Annotated in this window: 14 protein-coding genes; 8 read left to right on the top strand and 6 right to left on the bottom strand. The window is 62.8% G+C overall.

Going from position 1 to position 16,650, the window contains the following annotated elements:
- Positions 1-270 carry a YtcA family lipoprotein gene (locus E9536_RS14375; protein ID WP_136470055.1) on the bottom strand — a complete coding sequence of 90 codons (270 nt, stop codon included), beginning with the start codon at positions 268-270 and terminating at the stop codon, positions 1-3.
- Positions 271-991: 721 nt separating this feature from the next.
- On the opposite strand from E9536_RS14375, the gene E9536_RS14385 reads away from it, so the two are divergent.
- From E9536_RS14385 to E9536_RS14420, 8 genes are all read left to right on the top strand, one after another.
- Entirely contained in the window at positions 992-2,233 is a 1,242-nt protein-coding gene (locus E9536_RS14385) for a helix-turn-helix domain-containing protein (RefSeq protein WP_136470057.1), read from the top strand.
- 64 nt (positions 2,234-2,297) lie between these two features.
- Positions 2,298-2,762: a hypothetical protein gene (locus E9536_RS14390; RefSeq protein ID WP_059698783.1), complete on the top strand. Its 465-nt coding sequence runs from the start codon at positions 2,298-2,300 to the stop codon at positions 2,760-2,762.
- 299 nt (positions 2,763-3,061) lie between these two features.
- Positions 3,062-3,466, top strand: a complete 405-nt coding sequence (locus E9536_RS14395; RefSeq protein ID WP_136470058.1) for a DUF3331 domain-containing protein — start codon at positions 3,062-3,064, stop codon at positions 3,464-3,466.
- A 120-nt stretch (positions 3,467-3,586) separates the two neighbouring features.
- Positions 3,587-4,390 carry an enoyl-CoA hydratase-related protein gene (locus E9536_RS14400; RefSeq protein ID WP_059698784.1) on the top strand — a complete coding sequence of 268 codons (804 nt, stop codon included), beginning with the start codon at positions 3,587-3,589 and terminating at the stop codon, positions 4,388-4,390.
- A complete protein-coding gene (locus E9536_RS14405; RefSeq protein ID WP_247873442.1) occupies positions 4,284-5,711 on the top strand; it encodes a CoA transferase in 1,428 nt (475 codons plus the stop codon). Before E9536_RS14400 ends, E9536_RS14405 begins: the two co-directional genes overlap by 107 nt.
- Before the next feature lie 85 nt (positions 5,712-5,796).
- Entirely contained in the window at positions 5,797-6,552 is a 756-nt protein-coding gene (locus E9536_RS14410) for an acetoacetate decarboxylase (protein ID WP_136470059.1), read from the top strand.
- Positions 6,553-6,573: 21 nt separating this feature from the next.
- Positions 6,574-7,779, top strand: coding sequence for an acyl-CoA dehydrogenase family protein (locus tag E9536_RS14415; RefSeq protein ID WP_060172464.1), 1,206 nt, complete (start codon positions 6,574-6,576; stop codon positions 7,777-7,779).
- A 28-nt stretch (positions 7,780-7,807) separates the two neighbouring features.
- Positions 7,808-8,743, top strand: coding sequence for a 3-hydroxyacyl-CoA dehydrogenase NAD-binding domain-containing protein (locus E9536_RS14420; protein WP_060358284.1), 936 nt, complete (start codon positions 7,808-7,810; stop codon positions 8,741-8,743).
- Positions 8,744-9,046: 303 nt separating this feature from the next.
- Here the strand turns inward: E9536_RS14420 and E9536_RS14425 are convergent, their stop codons facing one another.
- From E9536_RS14425 to E9536_RS14445, 5 genes are all read right to left on the bottom strand, one after another.
- A complete protein-coding gene (locus tag E9536_RS14425) occupies positions 9,047-10,558 on the bottom strand; it encodes an NADH-quinone oxidoreductase subunit M (protein WP_136470060.1) in 1,512 nt (503 codons plus the stop codon).
- 233 nt (positions 10,559-10,791) lie between these two features.
- A complete protein-coding gene (locus tag E9536_RS14430) occupies positions 10,792-11,727 on the bottom strand; it encodes an electron transfer flavoprotein subunit alpha/FixB family protein (RefSeq protein ID WP_136470061.1) in 936 nt (311 codons plus the stop codon).
- 16 nt (positions 11,728-11,743) lie between these two features.
- Positions 11,744-12,493, bottom strand: a complete 750-nt coding sequence (locus tag E9536_RS14435; protein ID WP_136470062.1) for an electron transfer flavoprotein subunit beta/FixA family protein — start codon at positions 12,491-12,493, stop codon at positions 11,744-11,746.
- Positions 12,494-12,695: 202 nt separating this feature from the next.
- Positions 12,696-14,393: an electron transfer flavoprotein-ubiquinone oxidoreductase gene (locus E9536_RS14440; protein ID WP_136470063.1), complete on the bottom strand. Its 1,698-nt coding sequence runs from the start codon at positions 14,391-14,393 to the stop codon at positions 12,696-12,698.
- 13 nt (positions 14,394-14,406) lie between these two features.
- Positions 14,407-16,197, bottom strand: coding sequence for an acyl-CoA dehydrogenase (locus E9536_RS14445; protein WP_060193184.1), 1,791 nt, complete (start codon positions 16,195-16,197; stop codon positions 14,407-14,409).
- Between the last annotated feature and the right edge of the window lie 453 nt (positions 16,198-16,650).

Genomic DNA, 16,650 nt, shown 5'->3' on the forward strand with positions numbered 1-16,650 from the left:
TCAGTGGGGAAAGAAAAGCAGCCAGAACGCCATCGCGAGCGCTGCGGCGAGCGCGGGATAGCTGATCGCCAGCGGCGCGAGCAGCGCGCGCTTGCCGCGCTTGCCCAGCACGACTTGAACGACCGTCGTCCCGAGCACGCCGCCGACGATGCAGAACAGCCAGTCCGGAAACGCTGCGCCGAATACGGCGACCGACGGCGCGGCTGCACATCCTTCGAGCAGCAGGCTGGCCGCGATCGAAGCAAAACTCAGGGCGATAGACAGACGCATCGGCAAATGACTCAAGGCAACGGGCGAAAGCGGCATGAGGACATGACGCAAGATTGATTCGACGATCGAACGAACGCGGCGGACGGAAGCCCGGACGGACGCGCAATGACCGGAGCCGGATGCCTTTCGGCTGTTTGAGCGGGATTCCTCACCGGGCCCGGCACGCGCAGTGTGCGATTCGGCTGTTGATGGTAATCGCGGTAATCAGCCGATGAAATGGTGAAACATCATATTGCGATTGTGGTCTTTCACAATACTGTGATTTCACACAAATCCCTTTGTGGATAATCACAACGCCTCGACCATCTCTCATCTGCAAAACTCGCGGCACGCCCTTCACACAAGGATCGACGGGCCTTCACTCGCCCGCCGCGCCGTAGCATATAAATTTTGCAATCCAGATATTTACGTTGACTTTGCGTACCGCTCTTGATTATAAGAACGTCAATTCGAAATTGAGACAACGTGGTGAGGGAGATATTCGACGCACTTCATCTCGCGCTGCCGCAGTTCGCGTTCACGGTCTCCATCCACGTCACCTTCCCGGCCAACTGCATCGGCATGGCCGGCTTCACGGCGCACAAACACACTTGCCCTGTTCCCACCCTGTTTCGTAATCCTTTGTTTAGTTGGTTCAGCAGCACGATCGCCCCGCACGTACCGCTCACGCATATCGGAGCACTGCCCGATTGCTCGGGGCCTTCGCCAGGAGTCAAATCGTATGACAATTTCCATCCCCGACATTTCGCCGGCCTTGCGCCGATGGACCGCCAACGTCGCCGAAAATAACGCCGCATTCGTTGAACGTGTGTACAAGGCGTTGATGAACATCAAGCCCTATGCCGACCTCGATTCGACGACAAAGCTCGATATCCGGGACTCGATCGTCCTGTCGTCGAAACTCTGGCTCGACAGCCTCATGTCGGGCAAGATGCCGTCCGAGGATGCGCTTGAAGGGTTCCGGGCATACGGACGCCGACGCGTCTATCAGGGTGTTCCGCTCGAAGCACTGCTCCGCGCATTCCGGCTCGGATCCCGCGAACTGTGGTGCTTCTATATCGGAGTGGCCGGGAACGACGACGCGCTTCGCAACGAACTCCTGCTTCGAATCTCCCCTTACCTGCTGGAGTTCTTCGACAACATGTCGCAGGAAATCGCGCAGACCTTTCTGGAGGAGCAGTACAGGCAGGCGCGCTGGCGCGAATCGCTGCGCTATCAGCTGCACGGCATCATCTTCAATTTCCCCGACGATACCGATGCGTTCAATAAAACGGCGGCGGCGCTACGTCTCGACGTGACAATCCCGAGAGTGGCATTGGCCATCGACGTCGAATCGATCGACAGCAATTCGGCCACCTTCAAGACCGAGATCGACCGCATCGTGGCGGCAGCCGCCCGGCGCCTCAGAGTCCCTGTCGACGATATTTTCGACATCTGGTTTCGCGGGCAGTTGCTCATGTGGATACCGGAGCGCCTCGGAGAGACGACCGGTGCGAACGATAGTCAGCTGGCCAGGCAAATCGCATCGATCGCGGACACGTTGCCCGAAGTCAGGGCGATCGGCGTCGGGCTGCCGGGCGAAGGTGCATCGGGCTGGGCCATGTCGGCCGACGAAGCGAGCCGGGCGCTCAGCTTCGGCCGAAGCCATCTCGACGAGGCGCGCGTGCGCCTCTATTCCGAGATCGCGGTCGAGGAAAGCATACGTGGCACGAAACGCACGCTGACTTACCTCACGTCCCTGGTCGAGCAACTGGCGGGCGAACCCGATCTGCTCGAAACCCTTCGAACTTACTTCGACCAGCTGCAGCGACGAAAGGCAACCGCGAGCGTGTTGGGCATCCATCCGAACACGCTCAACTATCGCCTGGAACGCATCGAGAACATCGTCGGGGCACGCCTCGACGACGCCGGCTGGATCTCGAAGCTCGATATCGCGATCAAGCTGCGCGGCGCGGTCAAGTGACGAAAGCATCAAGCGATGCGCGACACCATTTTTTCATTCTCCCCCTCCGTACTCGAATATCTCCATGGAAAGCTGGACGATCGGCATTCTTCTCGGCATGGCCAACATTCTGCTTCACGCAGCGGCGATGGTATGGCTCGCTGTCGTCGCGCGTCGACTTCGCGGCGTGCTCGACATGCAGCGCGACACCATTCATGTGCAACTGCGCAAACTCGTCGTCATCGTTGCCTTCATCTGCATCGCGCTCGGCCTGCTTCATACGCTGGAGTCGGCTCTGTGGGCCGTCGTATTCGTTCAACTCAAGGCACTCAACTCGTTCGGCGACGCACTGTTCTTCTCGATCGACACCATGGCGACACGCGGCGCGTCGGGCCTTTCCTTGACGGAAAACTGGCGGATGCTCGGTGCGATCGAATCGTCTGACGGCGTACTCCTGTTCGGCATGTCCACCGCCTTCATATTCGCCGTGATTCAGGCCGATTTCACAGCGATAGCGCACGCGCTGCATCGCTCCCCCTCTTCTCGATAGTCCCCGCACACCGGATGCCGGCCCGCGAGTCGGTATCGACCCTTACGGAGCGCCGTGCGCCGCACGGCCATCCGCCATCTGCGCCACGCTTCGCGCAGTCGCGACATTCTCCTGATTATTCATGCCTGGCGAGCGACCAGCCCTCCGTGGCCGGCATTCGTTCGTCGATCGCATGTGAATTGGAAAAAGAGCTAACTGCGTTGTGATATCCCACATATGCATCGGATCAGCGTCACCTTAAGATCGATCTTAATCAGCACCACTTACTTGAATGAACCGCGGTAAGAGGAGTCGCATGGATGGATAGTGGCGTACCCGGTAGCGCGATCTGGACACACACGGTTGGCATGCTCGACGGCGGTAACCGGCGTAGCGACCACTCGTCGTCTTCCGCCACCGTCGGCGGGCAAAGTCGTCATCCGGATGGCGCTTCGTCTGCCCCCACCGTCCGCATATTGGGCCGCAAAAGCGACTCGACCATCTACGTATCCTGGCGCGATCCAACCGCGTGCCACTACGGTGACCAGATGTGGAAGCTCCGTATCGCCAAAGTGCCCGGCACTTGTGCGCTGTCGCACTGCACCATCCACGTCGGTGACCTCGTCTATCGGCCGATTCACGCGCGGTTGCAATCGAAACCCGTCAACCGACATTTCATGATCCTGGCCTCCGCGGTCGAGCACACCCGGATCCAGGACCTCTGACCCTCGTCTTTCACCCGTTCCTCGGCGCCGCAAGACGCCACCACGAGACGATTCGTTCGCCTCTTCCGATTACCGCAGGCCAGGAATCATCGCGTGCCTTCTTCTGGAGAAATCCGTTCCATGCCCAATAGCCTGTCACTTCCAAGTTTCAGCACGCTGCTCTACGAAAAGAAGGCGTCGGTCGCCTATGTGACGTTGAACCGTCCCGACGTGATGAACGCGTTGAACCAACGGGCGATCGAGGAACTGCATGCGGCATTCACGGATGCGCGTAACGATGCATCGATTCGCGGCGTCATCCTCACCGGTGCAGGCAACCGTGCCTTCATCGCCGGCGCCGATATCGGCGAACTGGCCAATGCCACGCCTGTCGAGGCCGAGCAGCGCACACGTGCCGGGCAGGCGCTGCTCGACTTCATCGAACGTCTCGGCAAGCCCGTCATCGCCGCGGTGAACGGCCTCGCGCTCGGCGGCGGATGCGAGACCGCGCTGGCTTGCACGATCCGGCTCGCGAGTCCCGGCGCGAAGTTCGGCCAACCCGAGGTCCGGCTCGGGCTCATTCCCGGCTTCGGCGGCACCCAGCGACTGCCGCGCCTCGTCGGCAAGGGTATCGCGCTGCAACTCATCCTCACCGGGGAAATGGTGTCGGCGGAAGAGGCGCACCGGATCGGCCTGGTGAATGAAATCGTGGCCGCCGACCAGCTGATTGCCCGCGCGGAGACGATCCTGGCGCAAATCGCCGCCAATGGCCCGCTCGCCGTCGCGTATGCAATGGACGCCGTCCACCTCGGTTTGAATGCGGCGATGCCGGAAGGCCTTGCGCTGGAAGGAAAACTGTTTGCGCTGTGCGCCGCGACCGACGACAAAAAGGAGGGCACCACGGCCTTTCTCGAGAAGCGCGCGCCTGTATTTCACGGGCGCTGACCCACACCGGCACCTTCGCCCGGAGCGGCAATCGGGGCACGCTCCGTCGACGCCGCTCCTCTCTCAACCTCGAATTCGGAACACTTCCATGTCAGACGGAAAACACGTGTTTTCAGGCCTCAAGGTACTCGACCTCGCGAGCTACATTGCCGGCCCCGCGGCCACGACGATCCTCGCCGACTTCGGCGCGGATGTCATCAAGATCGAACCGCCCGGCACCGGGGACGTCTATCGTTTCTTTTCGATCATTCCCCCGAACCCCGTCGCCGATACGAACTACGCGTGGCAGTTGACGAACCGCAACAAGCGCAGCATCGCGCTCGATCTCAAGTCGGAAGGGGCGCGCGAAGTGCTGACGCGCCTCGTTCGCTGGGCCGACGTCCTGGTCGTCAATTTCCCGCCGCGCGTGCGGGCCGCGCTGGGCGTCACCTACGAAGATCTCGCGCCGCTCAACCCGAAGTTGATCTACGCCGACATTACCGGCTACGGTGCGCAAGGTCCGGAAGCCGATACCCCGGGCTTCGACGTCACGGCGTACTGGGCACGTTCCGGCCTCATGGAAGTCACCCACGACGCCGGCAGCCCGCCGACGCTTCCCATTCCCGGCATCGGCGATCACGCGACAGCGACGACCCTCTACGCCGCGATCGTCACTGCGCTTTACGAGCGCACCAGGACCGGCAAGGGCGGCCACGTCACGACTTCCCTGATCGCCAACGGCATCTGGGCCGCGGCGGCATGGGTCGAAGGCGGACTCAACGGCGGCAAGTTCTTCCCGCAGCATGACCGCAAAAGCCCGCCGAATGCGCTGCTCAATCCGTACCAGACGAGCGACGGGCGCTGGATTCTGCTGGTCGCCGCGCAACGCAAGGAGTGGGCGCCCTTCGTCCGTGCAATCAACAGGCCCGAACTTCTGGACGATCCCCGCTTCGCCGACGAACAACTGCGCGTGAAAAACGCGGCCGCGCTGGTCGACATCCTCGATCCGTTGTTCGCCGGTCAAACGCTGGCCTTCTGGAAACAAACGCTCACCGCCGAGCGCGTGATTTTCGGTGTCGTTCAGATCGCCGAGGAAATCATCAACGATCCGCAACTCGAGATCAACGGGATCGTCGTACCGCTCGAGGTGCCGGGACAACCTGCCACGAAGACGGTCAGCAATCCGATCCATATCGCGAGTCAGCAGAAGGTCAAGCCTGTCGCGGCGCCGCATCTCGGCGAACACGGCGCGGAGATCCTGGCCGAAATGGGCTTCGACGATGCCGAGATCGCCCGTCTGCAGGATGCAGGCGTGGTCGCCCGCTTCGGCGACGAGACCTGACACATCGCGCGGCCACATGGCTTGAATGCCTCCCCTGGCAACCCCCACCGGCTGGCCGACGCCAGCCGCACACACGGAGCCTTTCATGACTGAAGACGAAATCCGCGCTCACGCGTATGCCATGCCGATCGGCAGCCCGGCTTATCCGAAGCCGCCGTTCCGGTTCATCGATCGCGAATTCATCATCATCACCTATCGCACCGATCCCGAAGCGCTGGCTCGTGTGATACCCGCTCCGCTGCTTCCGACCGAACCGATCGTCAAATACGAGTTCATCAAGATGCCGGACTCGAGCGGCCTCGGTTCCTACACCGAATCGGGCCAGGTCGTCCCCGTATCGTTCAACGGCGCACCCGGTGGCTTCACGCATGCGATGTACCTCGACAGCGAAGCCGGCATCGCTTCCGGCCGCGAATTGCTCGGCTTTCCGAAGGTACTGGCCCAGCCGAAGCTCGAAATCCGCAACGACGCGCTGGTGGGCACGCTCGACTACAACGGCGTGCGGGTCGCGACCGCGACCATGGGATACAAGTACGAGCCGCTGGATCTCGCGGCCGTCAAGAAGACGCTCGAAGCGCCCGGCTTCCTGCTGAAGATCCTGCCGCACGTCGACGGCTCGGCCCGCGTCTGCGAGCTGGTCAAGTATTACGTGAGCGACATCACCGTGAAGGGTGCGTGGACCGGGCCCGCCTCCCTGGAACTGCATCCGCATTGTTTCGCGCCGGTCGCCAAGCTGCCGGTGCTCGAGGTGCTGTCCGCCATCCACATCCTCACCGATCTGACGATCGCGGGCGCGGAAGTCGTCCACGACTATCTGCAGGCCCCCGCGAACGCCTCCTGAAACCGTATCAAGGACATCACCATGACCGCCCCCTCGAAGCCCAACCACCCGCTTCCGGCCCCCGATAGCGATTTCTACCTGATTCGCGAGTTCCTCAGCGAGGACGAACGCGCCCTGCTGAAGCGCGTGCGCACGTTCATGGAAGAACGCGTTGCGCCGGTAATCAACAAGTTCTGGGCCGCGGATGCGTTCCCCTTCGAGTTGATTCCCGAAATCAGGGACCTCAACATCGTCGGCGTCGGATTCGAAGGCTACGGCTGCGCCGGCGGCAGCACGCTTCTCGACGGCTTCATCGCGATGGAGCTCGCGCGCGTCGACTCGTCCATCTCGACCTTCTACGGCGTCCATAGCGGCCTGGCTATGGGGTCGATCTATCTCGGCGGATCGGAGGAGCAAAAACAGAAATGGCTGCCTCCGATGGCACGGCTGGAGAAGATCGGGTGCTTCGGATTGACCGAGCCGCTGGTCGGATCGGGTGCCGGCGGCGGCCTGCTGACCACGGCCAAGCGCGAAGGCGACACGTGGGTGCTCAACGGCCAGAAGCGGTGGATCGGCAACTCGCCGTGGTGCGACATCTCGATCATCTGGGCACGCGATGTCGACGACAATCAGGTCAAGGGATTCATCGTCGAGAACAAGACGACCCCCGGCTTCTCCGTCGAAAAAATCGAGAACAAGATTGCACTTCGCGTCGTACAGAACGGCGTGATCACGCTCGACAACTGCCGGGTTCCCGAAGAGAACCGCCTCCAGGGCGACGTGTCGTTTCGCGACACCGCACGCGTGCTGCGCCTCACCCGTCAATACGTCGCGTGGGAAGCGGTCGGTTGCAGCATGGGCGCCTATGAGCACGCGCTGCGTTACGCGCAGACCCGCGAGCAGTTCGGCCGCCCGATCGCGTCGTTCCAGATGATCCAGGACCACCTCGCCAAGATGCTCGGCAATATCACTGCGTCGCAATGCATGGTCGTCCGGCTCGCCGAGTTGCAGGACGAGGGCAAGCTGCTCGACCAGCAGTCGTCGCTGGCCAAGGCTTTCTGCACGAGCCGCATGCGCGAGACCGTCGCATGGGCGCGCGAGATCTTCGGCGGCAACGGCATCGTTCTCGACTACAACGTCGCACGTTTCTTCGCCGATGCGGAAGCACTCTACTCGTATGAAGGCACGCGCGAAATGAATCACCTGATCGTCGGCAAGGCGGTTACCGGCTTCAGCGCGTTCGTCTGACCTCACTCCATTCGAAGGATCAAAAGCCATGAGCAAGGAAATCAAACGCGTGGCCATCATCGGCACCGGTGTCATCGGCGCCAGCTGGGCCGCGCTGTTTCTGGCCAAGGGCCTGGATGTCGTGGCGACCGACATCGCCCCGGATGCCGAGCCGAAACTCCGCGCATTCATCGATGCGGCCTGGCCCGCTCTCGAGCAGTTCGGGCTCGCGCCGAATGCATCCCGGGAGCGACTGCAGTTCACCGCCAATCTCGACGAAGCGGTTACCGGCAGCGATTTCGTGCAGGAAAACGGCCCCGAGCGGATCGACTTCAAGAAGGATCTCTACAAGCATCTCGATGCCGTTCTGGCGCCGGACGCGATCATCGCGTCGAGCTCTTCGGGCCTGACGATGAGCGAAATCCAGTCGGCCTGCGAGCGCCATCCCGAGCGCTGCGTGATCGGCCATCCGTTCAATCCGCCGCACCTGATTCCGCTCGTCGAAATCGTCGGTGGCGCGAAGACGTCACGGGAAACGATCGAACGGGCAACCGCGTTTTATACGAGCCTGGGCAAGAAAACCATCCAGCTCAACAAGGAAGTGCCCGGCCACGTCGCCAACCGTCTTCAGGCTGCGCTCTGGCGCGAGATCGTGCATCTGATCTCGGAAGACGTCGTGAGCGTCGAGGACGCGGATACCGCGGTGTGCTGGGGGCCGGGCCTGCGTTGGGGCATCATGGGCCCGAACATGCTGTTCCATCTCGGCGGCGGCCAGGGCGGCATCGAACACTTCTTCGACCAGTTCACCGGCCCGATGACCGCGTGGTGGAACGTGCTCGGTTCGCCGAAGATCACGCCCGAACTTCGCCAGAAGGTGATTGCCGGTGTTCATGAGGAAGTCGCCGGCCAGTCGATCGATCAGCTCGCAGCGCGCCGCGACGAAGTGCTGCTCGGTCTCCTTTCCCTGCGGCGAGACGCAAACTAAGGCTGCCGTTGCCGTGACTGCCGGGCCGACCGGCCCGGCAGTCCCTATCCTTTGCCATTCCGACGTATCGAGCACGGCTGACCACAGGCGTGCTCGCCTCTCCGGACATCGACGCAACAGGTCAATTGCCGCTACGCATTCGCAACGTGTTTCACTTCGACGGCAATCCCGCTCGGAAAACGTCGCGCGTTACCCATGCCATACGTCGCTTGCGTACGCTGGAACATGAAGTGTTTCGAATCGGCGTCGAGCCCTCGGTGACTACGCTCGCTTGCCGCGAAACGGACGCAAAATGGCCGTGCCCTAGCGAACCGCCATGCGCTCACCGACGTGTGACGTTTCCGTGAGCTTGGATCGCATCGAATCCTGAACGACGGCCGATGTCGTCTGCTCCAGGGTCGCGATGAAGTACCTGGGTGCCACACCCAGCCCGAGGACGATGACGGCCAGCGGAACGAGCAGTGCACGCTCCCGCCGGCCAAGATCCGTGAGTCGCGCAACTCGCTCGTTCTTCACGGCGCCGAATATGACCCGCCTGACACCACGCAGCGTGTAGGCCGCACCGAGAACGAGCGTCAGTGCCGCAGCGCCCCCGATCCAGAAGTTCGCCTTGATCGCGCCCATGATCACAAGAAACTCGCCAATGAATCCCGAGGTGCCCGGGAGCCCGAGATTGGCCATCGAAAACAGCACTGCCAGGGTCGCATAGCGGGGCATGACGTTCGCGACGCCACCGAGCGCATCGAGCGAACGTGTCTGCGTCCGTTCGTACAACATCCCGGTGCAGATCAGCAGCGCTCCCGAAACGAGGCCGTATGAAATCATCTGGACGATCGCACCTTCGACGGCAAGCTGGTTGAACAGGAACAAGCCGAGCGTGACGAGCCCCATGTGCGCAATCGTCGAGTACGCCAGCAAGGCGCTCAGTTCCGTCTGGACCAATGCGATGAGGCTCGCATAGATGACGGTAAACAACGATAGCGCGATCATTGCCGGCGCGAGCATGCGGCTCGCGTCCGGGGCAATCGGCAGCATGAACCTCAGGAACCCGTATCCGCCGATCTTGACCATCCCCAGCATGATTGCCGCGCCGATCGGCCCCTCCGCGTAGGCGTCTTTCAGCCAGCCGTGGACCGGCCACATCGGCAGCTTCACCGCGAAGGCGGCGAGAAACCCGCAGAAAATCAGCAGCTGCGGCACGAGATCGAGCTTCATCTCATGCCAGACGTGCATGTCGAAAGTATGCGAGAGGCCGAATAGATACAGCATCGCGGCCAGCAGCAGGAGCGAGCCTGCGAAGGACATGAAGAAGAACTTCACGGCCGCGTACGAACGGTGCTTGCCGCCCCATGCCCCGATCAGGAGATACAGCGGAATCAGCGTCGATTCGAAAAACACGAAGAACAGCATCCCGTCGAGCGACACGAACACGCCGACCATCAATCCGGAGAGGATCAGCACCGCGCCGAAATACTGGGCGACGCGTGTCGTAACGGCCTGCCATGATGCGCCTACGATCAACAGCGTCGTGAGCGCGGTCAATACGACCATCCAGAGCGACACACCATCCACGCCCACTCGCCAGCTTATTCCGAGCGTTGCCAGCCAGGGCCGGTTCTCCACGAACTGCATCGCCGGCGCTTGCGTATCGAATTCAAACAGCAGCGGCATCGTGGCCACAAGCCCGGCCAGTGCGCCCACGAGCGCCAGCATGCGCGTCAGCGTCGGGCGGCCATCCGATCCCGCGCAGCGAACGGCGACGCCAAATAACACTGGCGTCCATACGGATAAAGTAGCAAAGGGGATTGAATGCATACGGTACGCGTGTGTGCGAAATCGGTTATTTTTTTGTTCAGATAGTATTCCGAAGTTATCGACCGCCATCACTTCCCGGCGCCCTTGCTTCCAAACCCTATCTCTTCCGGATCATTCTGAATGTCCGGCCGGCAGCCGGCGGTCGACCGGGATGCGCCGGATTCCGGGGCCCTGCGGTTCCGGACACGATCATCGCGTCCGGAACCGAATGGAGCGAGCCAATCCCGAAGTGATCAGCCGAGCTCGTTCACGAGCTCCGGCACGAGCGCGAACAGATCGCCGACGAGGCCGTAGTCGGCCACGCTGAAGATCGGCGCTTCCGGATCCTTGTTGATCGCGACGATCACCTTCGAATCCTTCATGCCGGCCAGATGCTGGATCGCACCCGAGATGCCCACCGCGATGTACAGCTGCGGTGCGACGATCTTGCCGGTCTGGCCGACCTGGTAGTCGTTCGGCACGTAGCCGGCGTCGACTGCCGCGCGCGACGCGCCGAGTGCCGCCGACAGCTTGTCCGCCAGCGGCTCCAGCACCTTCGTGTAGTTCTCGCCGCTGCCCAGACCGCGGCCGCCCGACACGATGATCTTCGCGCTCGTCAGCTCCGGACGGTCCAGCTTCGTCACTTCACGGCTCACGAACTGCGACTTGCCGGCGTCTGCCGCTGCTTCGATCTTCTCGACCGACGCGCTGCCGCCTTCCGCTGCAACCGGATCGAAACCCGTCGCACGCACCGTGATGACCTTGATCGGGTCGCTCGACTGCACCGTCGCGATCGCGTTGCCCGCGTAGATCGGGCGCTCGAACGTGTCGGCACTGTCAACCGCCGTGATGTCCGAGATCTGCGCGACGTCCAGCTTCGCGGCGATACGCGGCGCGATGTTCTTGCCGTAAGCCGTTGCCGGCGCGAGGATGTGCGAATAGTCCTTCGCGATGTTCAGCGCGATCGCTTCGACGTTTTCCGCGAGACCTGCTTCGAGTTGCGGCGCATCGGCCAGCAGCACCTTCGATACACCCGCGATCTTTGCTGCCGCGTCGGCTGCGCCTTGCGCATTGTGGCCTGCGACCAGCACGTGAATGTCACCGCCGATCTTCGCCGCCGCCGCCACCGTGTTCAGCGTCGCGGCCTTGATCGACGCGTTGTCGTGTTCTGCAATCACCAGAATCGTCATTTCTTTCCGCTCCCTCTTACAGCACCTTGGCTTCGGTCTTCAGCTTCTCGACCAGCGTCTTCACGTCCGGCACCTTCACGCCGGCTGCGCGCTTCGGCGGCTCGGCCACCTTCAGCGTCTTCAGACGCGGCGCGACGTCCACGCCGAGGTCTTCCGGCTTCACCGTTTCCAGCGGCTTCTTCTTCGCCTTCATGATGTTCGGCAGCGTCACGTAGCGCGGCTCGTTCAGGCGCAGGTCGGTCGTCACGACCGCCGGCAGCGTCAGCGACAGCGTTTCCGCGCCGCCGTCGACTTCGCGTGCGACCGTTGCCTTGCCGTCCGCGATCGTCACCTTCGATGCGAACGTCGCTTGCGGCAGGCCGGCCAGCGCGGCCAGCATCTGGCCCGTCTGGTTCGAATCGTCGTCGATCGCCTGCTTGCCGAGGATCACCAGCTGAGGCTGCTCCTTGTCGACCAGCGCCTTCAGGATCTTCGCGACGGCCAGCGGCTCGACGCTGTCGTTCGATTCGACGAGGATCGCACGATCCGCGCCGATCGCCAGCGCCGTGCGCAGCGTTTCCTGCGCTTGCGTGACGCCCACCGACACCGCGATCACTTCGGTCGCGACTCCCGCTTCCTTCAGGCGCACCGCTTCTTCCACCGCGATTTCGTCGAACGGGTTCATCGACATCTTCACGTTCGCGATGTCGACGCCCGTGTTGTCCGACTTCACGCCGACTTTGACGTTCGCGTCAACGACTCTCTTTACTGCAACAAAAATCTTCAAGGCATTCTCCTGAATATCAACACCACCACATTCACCAGGGGCATCGGGAAGACAAACCTGGACTACGCGGCCCCCGCCACCTTTTACGATTTGACATGGATGCGTGTTACCGCTCCATGCGGCGCTCGTCTATGCGTTCGCGAAGAACATCGACCAGCACCGGGTAGCCGCTCATGTCATCCAGTCCCACTGGCGCGTTGCGTTACATGTTCGGGTAATTCGGCCCGCCACCGCCTTCCGGCGTGACCCACACGATGTTCTGCGTCGGGTCCTTGATGTCGCAGGTCTTGCAGTGCACGCAGTTCTGCGCGTTGATCACGAGGCGATCGCTGCCGTCGTCGTTCTTCACGAATTCATACACCGCCGCCGGGCAGAAACGCCCTTCCGGCCCTGCATACGTGCGCAGGTTCACGTTCACCGGCACGTTCGCATCCTTCAAGGTCAGGTGCGCCGGCTGGTTCTCTTCGTGGTTCGTGTTCGAGATGAACACCGACGACAGCCGGTCGAACGTCAGCTTGCCGTCCGGCTTCGGGTACTCGATCGGCTCGCACTGCGACGCCGGCTTCAGCATCTCGTGGTCCGCATGCTTGTGGTGCAGCGTCCACGGCACGTTGCCGCCCATCACCTTCTGCTCGAGCCCGACCATCAGCGTGCCGAGGTACAGCCCCTTCGCCATCCACTGCTTGAAGTTGCGCGCGCGGTACAGCTCCGTGTACAGCCACGATTGCTTGAACGCATCCGGGTACGCATTGAGCTCGTCCGACTGGCGGCCCGCCTGCACCGCGTCGAACGCGGCGTCGGCCGCCAGCATGCCGGTCTTGATCGCCGCGTGGCTGCCCTTGATCCGCGATGCGTTCAGGAAGCCCGCGTCGTCGCCGATCAGCGCACCGCCCGGGAACACGGTCTTCGGCAGCGACAGCAGCCCGCCCGCCGTGATCGCGCGCGCGCCGTACGACACGCGCTTGCCGCCTTCGAGGAATGCGCGGATCGACGGGTGCGTCTTGTAGCGCTGGAATTCCTCGAACGGCGACAGGTACGGGTTCGTGTAGCCGAGGCCCACCACGAAGCCGACCACGACCTGGTTGTTGTCCATGTGATACAGGAACGAGCCGCCGTAGGTGTCCGACTTCAGCGGCCAGCCGGCCGTGTGGATCACGAGGCCCGGCTTGTGCTTCGCGGGATCGATTTCCCACAGCTCCTTGATGCCGATCCCGTACGCCTGCGGATCGGCGTTCGCGTCGAGCTTGAACTTCGCGATCAGCTGGCGGCCGAGGTGGCCGCGGCAGCCTTCGGCGAACAGCGTGTACTTCGCGTGCAGTTCCATGCCGAGCTGGAAGTTCTCGGTCGGCTCGCCGTCCTTGCCCACGCCCATGTTGCCGGTGGCGACGCCTTTCACGGAGCCGTCGTCGTTGTAGAGAATCTCGGCGGCCGGGAAGCCCGGGAAGATCTCGACGCCCAGCGCCTCGGCCTGCTGGCCCAGCCAGCGCGTGACGTTGCCCAGCGAAATCACGTAGTTGCCGTGGTTCTGGAAGTTGGCGGGCAGCGCCCAGTTCGGCGTGGTGACCGCGCTTTTCTCGGACAGGAACAGGAAGCGGTCTTCCGTCACCTCGACGTCGAGCGGCGCGCCGCGTTCCTTCCAGTCGGGGAACAGTTCGGTGATCGCGCGCGGATCCATCACCGCACCCGACAGGATGTGCGCGCCGATCTCGGAACCTTTCTCGAGCACGCACACGCCGATTTCGGTGCCTTTCTCGGCGGCCAGCTGCTTGAGCCGGATCGCCGCCGACAGCCCGGCGGGGCCGCCGCCGACGATCACGACGTCGTATTCCATCGATTCGCGCGGGCCGTACTGCTGAACGAGTTCGGCCGTACGGTGCGTACCACGATCTATCGCTTCCATGATGGTGCCCAGTTCAGAACTGGTCTTCCGACAGGGCCAGGATGCCTTCCCCGCCCTTCACGCTGACGATCGATGCGCTCAACCCCAGCGCCTGCGGCAGGATGAATTCCGCGAAGCACTGCGCGGTAGCGATCTTGGCGCCGTAGAACGACGGGTCCTCCGCCTGCTTGTGCGACGCGACCAGCATTGCACGCGCCATCTGCCACCCGCTCAGCACGATGCCGGCCAGCTTCAGATACGACACGCTACCGGCGAACACGCCATTGGGATCGCGCTTCGTATTCGCGACGACATGCTCGACCGCCGTCTTCAGTGCCTGCGCGCCCGCCTCGAGATGTCGACGCATCGATTCGAACGGCGCGCCTTGCACGGCCGCAAGCGCGTCGATGGTCTTGCCGATCTCGGCGAGCAGGGCCGAGGCCACCGCGCCGCCGTCGCGCAACGTCTTGCGACCCACGAGGTCGTTCGCCTGGATCGCCGTCGTGCCTTCGTAGATGGTCAGGATGCGCGCGTCGCGGTAGTACTGCGCCGCGCCCGTTTCCTCGATGAAACCCATCCCGCCGTGCACCTGCACGCCCAGGCTCGTCGCTTCCAGCGATGCCTCGGTACTCCAGCCCTTGACGATCGGCACCAGGAATTCGTAAATCTCCTCGTTCCGCGCGCGCGTCGCTTCGTCGGGGTGGCCGTGCGCGAGATCGCTATGTGCGGCCGCCACATACGCCAGTGCCCGTGCGCCTTCCGTCAGCGCACGCATCGTGCCGAGCATCCGGCGCACGTCCGGGTGATGAATGATCGTGACCGACTCCTTGGCCGATCCGTCGACCGGGCGGCTCTGCACGCGCTCCTTCGCATACTCCACTGCCTGCTGATAGGCGCGGTCGGAGATACCGATGCCCTGCATGCCGACCGAGAACCGCGCCGCGTTCATCATGATGAACATGTATTCGAGGCCGCGATTCTCTTCGCCGACCAGGTAGCCGATCGCGCCACCGTTATCGCCGTACTGCAACACCGCCGTCGGGCTCGCCTTGATCCCGAGCTTGTGCTCGATCGACACGCAGTGCACGTCGTTGCGCGCGCCGAGCGAGCCGTCGTCGTTGACCAGGAACTTCGGCACGATGAACAGCGAAATGCCCTTCACGCCTTCCGGCGCGTTCGGCGTGCGCGCCAGCACCAGGTGAACGATGTTGTCCGCCATGTCGTGCTCGCCCCACGTGATGAAGATCTTCGTGCCGAACACCTTGTACGTGCCGTCGCCCTGCGGCTCCGCACGCGAACGCACCAGCGCGAGATCCGAGCCCGCCTGCGGCTCGGTCAGGTTCATCGTGCCGGTCCATTCGCCCGAGATCAGCTTCGGCAGATAACGTTGCTTCTGCTCGTCGGTGCCGGCCGTCAGCAGCGCCTCGATTGCGCCGTCGGTCAGCAGCGGGCACAGAGCAAAGGCGAGGTTCGACGCATCCAGCATCTCGGCACACGGCGTCGCGAGCAGCTTCGGCAGGCCTTGGCCACCGAATTCGACCGGATGCTTCACGCCTTGCCAGCCGCCTGCCGTGAATTGGCGGAACGCGTCGGCAAAGCCCGGCGATGCCGTCACGGCGCCGTCCTTCCAGGTCGTCCCGTTTCGGTCACCCGACACGTTGAGCGGCGCCACGACTTCGCCGCAGAATTTCGCGGACTCCTCAATGACGGCTTGCGCAGTTTCAGCGGTTGCATCTTCGAAGCCAGGCAGCGTGGCGATCTGCTCCAGGTTTGCCAGTTCGTTGATCGCAAAGAGGATGTCTTTGACCGGGGCGATATAGCTCATCGCACATCTCCACATTGTGTGATGCGTGCAACAACACGCGGGAAGACGCGCTATGGGTCGAGCGCGTCTGATTGATGCGCTCATCCTAGTCTCGGCCCTGGCTTATCCGGATACCCAAACCTGCCCATTGACTGACAAAACACGCCAAATCAATGCGATTCGTCAAACCTGCGCACAGGTTGACGCGATTTGTCACTTCCGAGACCGATTCAGTCACTGCCGGCGGCCCCTTCCGGATGCGGATACCGGGTACGGCGAACGCGCTCCGTCGGTCAGCCGTCGCCGACACGTCCGCGCGTTGAGCCGATTCGACTGCAATCCGATGGAGAAGGAATGGAGAAACGGGCGCGAGGCAATCGCGGCAAAGCGCATCGCGCCCGGCGGCCGCGACGCGTTGCCGCGCAGCACGGCAACTGGCGTGGAGTGCTACAAGCCTTGCGGCCGGTGGCCGCA

It is taken from the genome of Burkholderia sp. LS-044 (genome assembly GCF_004803625.1).
GTDB classification, from domain to species: Bacteria; Pseudomonadota; Gammaproteobacteria; order Burkholderiales; family Burkholderiaceae; genus Burkholderia; species Burkholderia cepacia.

What these genes read in the sequence shown, in the direction of transcription:
- E9536_RS14375 (WP_136470055.1), bottom strand. Translation starts at nt 270, where the DNA reads ATGCGTCTGTCTATCGCCCTGAGTTTTGCTTCGATCGCGGCCAGCCTG.
- E9536_RS14385 (WP_136470057.1), top strand. Translation starts at nt 992, where the DNA reads ATGACAATTTCCATCCCCGACATTTCGCCGGCCTTGCGCCGATGGACC.
- E9536_RS14390 (WP_059698783.1), top strand. Translation starts at nt 2,298, where the DNA reads ATGGAAAGCTGGACGATCGGCATTCTTCTCGGCATGGCCAACATTCTG.
- E9536_RS14395 (WP_136470058.1), top strand. Translation starts at nt 3,062, where the DNA reads ATGGATAGTGGCGTACCCGGTAGCGCGATCTGGACACACACGGTTGGC.
- E9536_RS14400 (WP_059698784.1), top strand. Translation starts at nt 3,587, where the DNA reads ATGCCCAATAGCCTGTCACTTCCAAGTTTCAGCACGCTGCTCTACGAA.
- E9536_RS14410 (WP_136470059.1), top strand. Translation starts at nt 5,797, where the DNA reads ATGACTGAAGACGAAATCCGCGCTCACGCGTATGCCATGCCGATCGGC.
- E9536_RS14415 (WP_060172464.1), top strand. Translation starts at nt 6,574, where the DNA reads ATGACCGCCCCCTCGAAGCCCAACCACCCGCTTCCGGCCCCCGATAGC.
- E9536_RS14420 (WP_060358284.1), top strand. Translation starts at nt 7,808, where the DNA reads ATGAGCAAGGAAATCAAACGCGTGGCCATCATCGGCACCGGTGTCATC.
- E9536_RS14425 (WP_136470060.1), bottom strand. Translation starts at nt 10,558, where the DNA reads ATGCATTCAATCCCCTTTGCTACTTTATCCGTATGGACGCCAGTGTTA.
- E9536_RS14430 (WP_136470061.1), bottom strand. Translation starts at nt 11,727, where the DNA reads ATGACGATTCTGGTGATTGCAGAACACGACAACGCGTCGATCAAGGCC.
- E9536_RS14440 (WP_136470063.1), bottom strand. Translation starts at nt 14,393, where the DNA reads ATGGAAGCGATAGATCGTGGTACGCACCGTACGGCCGAACTCGTTCAG.
- E9536_RS14445 (WP_060193184.1), bottom strand. Translation starts at nt 16,197, where the DNA reads ATGAGCTATATCGCCCCGGTCAAAGACATCCTCTTTGCGATCAACGAA.